Here is a 3840-nt window from a genome sequence, read left to right on the forward strand (position 1 = left end):
CAGCTTCTTCCAGACCTTCGGCGGCAGGGTGGCGACCACCAGCGCCGTGTCCGTCTGGATGCCGATCTTCATTCCGGCCTTGACCGGGAGGGGCTGAGGCAGTTGCGTAAACTTCACGGTGAGTTCGAGGCGACCGGTCACAATGTTCTCCAGGGTCAGTGGGGCGTCGAGGGGAAGGTCGGGCGTGGGCGTGGGCGTGGGTTCCTGCGGGCGCTCGGCGCGCGGTTTGGGCAGGGGCGTGTCGCCGGACAGCCGAGCTTGCGCGTCGGCGGCATCGTCCTCGGTCACTTCACCGGCGGGCTGGCCCTGGAGGTCGATGCGCGGCGTTCCGGCGACCGTCAGCGCTTTGAGGTAGGCACGGCACGTACAGTAGCGCGCGAGCGCGCGTTTTGCCTCCTTGTGGAGATAGCCGGCGGCCATCAGATCCTTGTGGATGCGCCGCTTGAGCGGGCGCGGGTTCGCCCGGTCGAAGCAGGCCGGATAGAGCGCGGGCAAGTCGAGCGGAGGCGTGGAGGCGTCTGGCGAGTCAGGAAGGATCTCGGTCATAGGTTCGCCTCGTGTTGAACCGAAAGCAGGATCGAACCCAACAATTTAGGGCATGGCAGAGTGCATGCCTGGCCCGAACACCGCCGTCATGACCGCAAAGAAGATCGCCCCCAAGGACGCTCAGGATAATGACGGCCGGGATCGAGGCAATCGCCACCTTGACCATGAAGACCACCATGGACCAGAACGGCATCTGAATATCGACGACGGTCACTTTTGAGTTCTGTTCAGTTTGCATCGTATGGGCTCTTGGTGACGGTGAGCGATGGGACGGTTTCGGTGTCCAATCTTGACACACAGGCGGATTGTTTCAAGTCCAAGCGGGGCTGGCGGGGATTGGGCTGTCAGCCGATGTCTGCCGCCGCTGTCTCGTTCAAGGGCGTGCGGGCGCTCACGTCGAGCCAGCGCCACACATCCACCCGCCGCCAGATGAAAGTCGGGCACATTACGCCAAGTCGCGCCGAGCGCCACCCGCCACGGGCCGTCTATTTACCCTGCGAGGTCTGCCAACTGCTGCGGATTTCGCGCTCGACCCTGCTCGCGCTGTGCGATCTGGCCGAGCATCCCGCCGCGCGTCCGGCCAATCCCCGCGCCCTCGACTCCTTCCTGGTCGGCTGTCATCACAGCATTGCGCATGCGTCGCTAGTGGTTTGGTTGGAGCGCAACCAGAAGTTTCAGCGCGACAGCGCGTAACCGCGACCGTCTCGCGCGTTGGCCTGATCCTGGTGCGCCCAATGTGCGGCGGGTGAACCTGGAAGCGATGGATTCGACGACCAACATCTTTGCGCTGGGCGCGTCCGACCAAGAATACATCATGATCGCCCGGCGTCTGCCGCGCGCTTTCGCGACGTGGATTGAATTGAATTGCCGTTGGCGTCGTCCGCTGGCGTTCGCCCGAGCCATCTCCTGATCAGGCGTATTCCCGGCTTTATCCGTGCGGCGCGGTGCCGCGAAAGTAGGCCACGCACCGGCGCATCGCCCATGTCGACAAAACGCTCGCCCTGGTGCATGAGCGACTGAGCAAGGAAATCGCCTTCTGGCAGGACCGTTGGCTCAAGCTCAAGGAGGATGGCGACGCGGGTAAGGATGTCCGGCTCAACCTGGAGAACGTCCGTCGTACCCTGGCCGATCTGGAAGGCCGCTTGGAGAACCGCAAGCGCGAGTTGCAGGCGATGCGTCAGGTGGTGAACGGCACCCCCATCGTGCTGGGCGCGGCCCTGATCGTCCCGACGGGCTGGCTAAAACAGCAACGCGGCGAGGCACCCGCCGCTGCGATGGCCGCGACCTTCGCCGCCGATGCCGTGGTCCGCGCCCGCATCGAGCGTCTGGCGATGGACGCCGTGCGCCAGACCGAGGAAGCCAAGGGCTGCACCGTGGTGGATGTCTCCGCCGCCAAATGCGGCTGGGATCTGACCAGCTATCTGCCGGCCCGCGACGGGCAGCAACCCGAACCGCGCCATATCGAGGTCAAGGGGCGGGTGAAACGGGCCAGCACCGTGACCGTGAGCCGCAACGAAATCCTTTATGCCTTCAACCAGGGCGACAAGTTCGTGCTGGCGATTGTGCTGGTGGACACTGACGACCGCACCGATGGCCCGTACTACATCCGTCACCCCTTCGAGCAGGAACCGGGTTGGGGCGTGGCGTCCATTAACTATGATCTGGGTAGCCTGCTGGCCCGTGCGGAAGATCGGCTGCCATGACGACCTTACATCTGACCCTTCCCAACTCGATTCAGCGCCACCTTCAAGAGATGGCCGATCTGGACGGTGTCCCCGTCGAGCAGTTTGTCATGAGCGCGGTGGCGGAAAAAATTTCCGCGCTGACCGCCGAAACCGATCTCCGTGCCCGTGCGCACCGCGCCGATGCCGCCGCATTTCGCGCCATCCTGGAGAAGGTCCCGCCGCGCGCGCCACTCGCTGGCGACGACTAACCGCCAACGCTCAATGACAATCCCGTGCGGGATGTTCCCGCAGCCCATCGTGGCGCGCTACAATTGTGGAAACCGTCAGCGTAGAGGAACCTATCCATGACAACGGTCTCCATTCGGATCGACGAAACCCTGGTCAACGCCGCACGTTCCGCCGCCAAGAGCGAATTTCGCACCCTTCAGGGCCAGATTGAGTTCTGGGCGAAGGTCGGGCGCGCGGCACTTGACAATCCCGATCTTCCCGCCTCATTCATCGCTGAATGCCTGATGGCGATGAACGAGCCCGCCGAAGAGTCCACTCCGTTCGTGCCGCGTTCTGGCGCCTCCGCATGACCTGGGAGGTCCGTCAGACCCGGCGCTTTGCCCGTGCCTACAAGAAACTCCATGACCGACAGGCGGCTGACGTGGATGCCGCCGTGGCGGCGGTCGCCGACGATCCGGAGCGCGGGGAGAAAAAGAAGGGCGATCTGGCCGAACTGTGGGTCTACAAATTTTACAGCCAGGGGCAGCTTTTTCTGCTGGGTTACACGCGCGAACAGCAAGTGCGTTTGATTTGTCTGGAAGCCGTCGGCCCGCACGAAAATTTTTACCGCGATCTGAAACGCGGCTGAACGAGTTGAGGAGAAAATTTGATGACGATCGGCATCAAAGAAGCGGTGAAGTCGGCACGCGAGCAGGCGCTGCAACTCTTTGAAGAAGAGACGCTGAACCATCTGGCGCTCGAAGAAGTCGAGTTCGACGAAGCGACTCAGCATTGGCTCGTGACCTTGGGATATGACTCGCCACATAAACTGAAAAGAAAAACCACCGGCCCCAGTCTATTTCCGACCATCGAGGAAGAAATGCAGCGGGAATACAAGGTATTCCGTCTCGATTCCAACGATTGCCATCTGATTTCCATGTCGATCAGGAGTCTTTGATGTGCAGCGGCATCACTTCGCGTCGCCACACAAAGGCGTTCTGGTGGAAGCGATCAATTTCAATCACCTTCGGGAACACTGGCTGAACGGTTGAGCGTTCCAGACACCACCTGAATCACCATTTCAACCGCTATCCCGACTTCCGCTATTCGAGCCGGCTGTAGCCAACCTTCCGCTTGCCCGATTCCGGTGGCTCGCATTCCACATAGGTGCTGGTCAGATCGTAGAGCAGCACCTCAAAACGGGCCTCGAACAGCGCACGCCAACGGGCCTGGAGATGGGAAAACAAGGCCTCGCGATGCCCCGCGAGCCGGTCGAGACAGCGGTAGAGGGGATCGCTCGGGGCGATCGCGAAGTCTTCCCCCAGCAGATCGCCGATGGCGCTGCGGTCGTACCAGGAGCGATGCAGGCGCCATTCGCTGCCGGGGTCGATCAGGCGATCAG

Annotated in this window: 8 protein-coding genes and 1 pseudogene; 6 read left to right on the forward strand and 3 right to left on the reverse strand. The window is 62.2% G+C overall.

Annotation, left to right across the window (positions count from 1 at the left end; translation table 11 throughout):
- Together QZY07_RS05695 and QZY07_RS05700 are read right to left on the reverse strand one after the other, a co-directional pair.
- Positions 1–546 (reverse strand): ProQ/FinO family protein (locus QZY07_RS05695; protein WP_295400530.1); only part of this gene is annotated, 546 nt, incomplete at its 3' end.
- A complete protein-coding gene (locus QZY07_RS05700) occupies positions 527–784 on the reverse strand; it encodes a hypothetical protein (RefSeq protein WP_295400532.1) in 258 nt (85 codons plus the stop codon). The genes QZY07_RS05700 and QZY07_RS05695, both read right to left, overlap by 20 nt.
- Positions 785–825: 41 nt before the next feature.
- Between QZY07_RS05700 and QZY07_RS05705 the strand changes: the two genes are divergently transcribed.
- The 6 genes from QZY07_RS05705 (at position 826) to QZY07_RS05730 (ending at position 3396) form a co-directional block, all read left to right on the forward strand.
- Positions 826–1239, forward strand: a complete 414-nt coding sequence (locus tag QZY07_RS05705) for a hypothetical protein (RefSeq protein WP_295400534.1) — start codon at positions 826–828, stop codon at positions 1237–1239.
- Positions 1240–1550: 311 nt separating this feature from the next.
- Complete coding sequence (locus QZY07_RS05710; protein WP_295400536.1) at positions 1551–2249, forward strand: DUF3883 domain-containing protein; 699 nt, start codon at positions 1551–1553, stop codon at positions 2247–2249.
- Positions 2246–2479 (forward strand): hypothetical protein, encoded by a 234-nt coding sequence (locus QZY07_RS05715; RefSeq protein ID WP_295400538.1) that lies wholly within the window; start codon positions 2246–2248, stop codon positions 2477–2479. Before QZY07_RS05710 ends, QZY07_RS05715 begins: the two co-directional genes overlap by 4 nt.
- A gap of 96 nt (positions 2480–2575) precedes the next feature.
- Complete coding sequence (locus tag QZY07_RS05720) at positions 2576–2809, forward strand: ParD-like family protein (RefSeq protein WP_295400539.1); 234 nt, start codon at positions 2576–2578, stop codon at positions 2807–2809.
- Positions 2806–3087 carry a type II toxin-antitoxin system RelE/ParE family toxin gene (locus QZY07_RS05725; protein ID WP_295400541.1) on the forward strand — a complete coding sequence of 94 codons (282 nt, stop codon included), beginning with the start codon at positions 2806–2808 and terminating at the stop codon, positions 3085–3087. Before QZY07_RS05720 ends, QZY07_RS05725 begins: the two co-directional genes overlap by 4 nt.
- Before the next feature lie 21 nt (positions 3088–3108).
- A complete protein-coding gene (locus QZY07_RS05730; RefSeq protein ID WP_295400543.1) occupies positions 3109–3396 on the forward strand; it encodes a hypothetical protein in 288 nt (95 codons plus the stop codon).
- A 154-nt stretch (positions 3397–3550) separates the two neighbouring features.
- Here QZY07_RS05730 and QZY07_RS05735 read toward each other — a convergent pair.
- Positions 3551–3840, reverse strand: a pseudogene (locus QZY07_RS05735) (IS1634 family transposase); the annotation flags it as partial.

The sequence above is a fragment of the uncultured Thiocystis sp. genome (genome assembly GCF_903866365.1).
In the GTDB taxonomy this organism is placed as follows: Bacteria; Pseudomonadota; Gammaproteobacteria; order Chromatiales; family Chromatiaceae; genus Chromatium.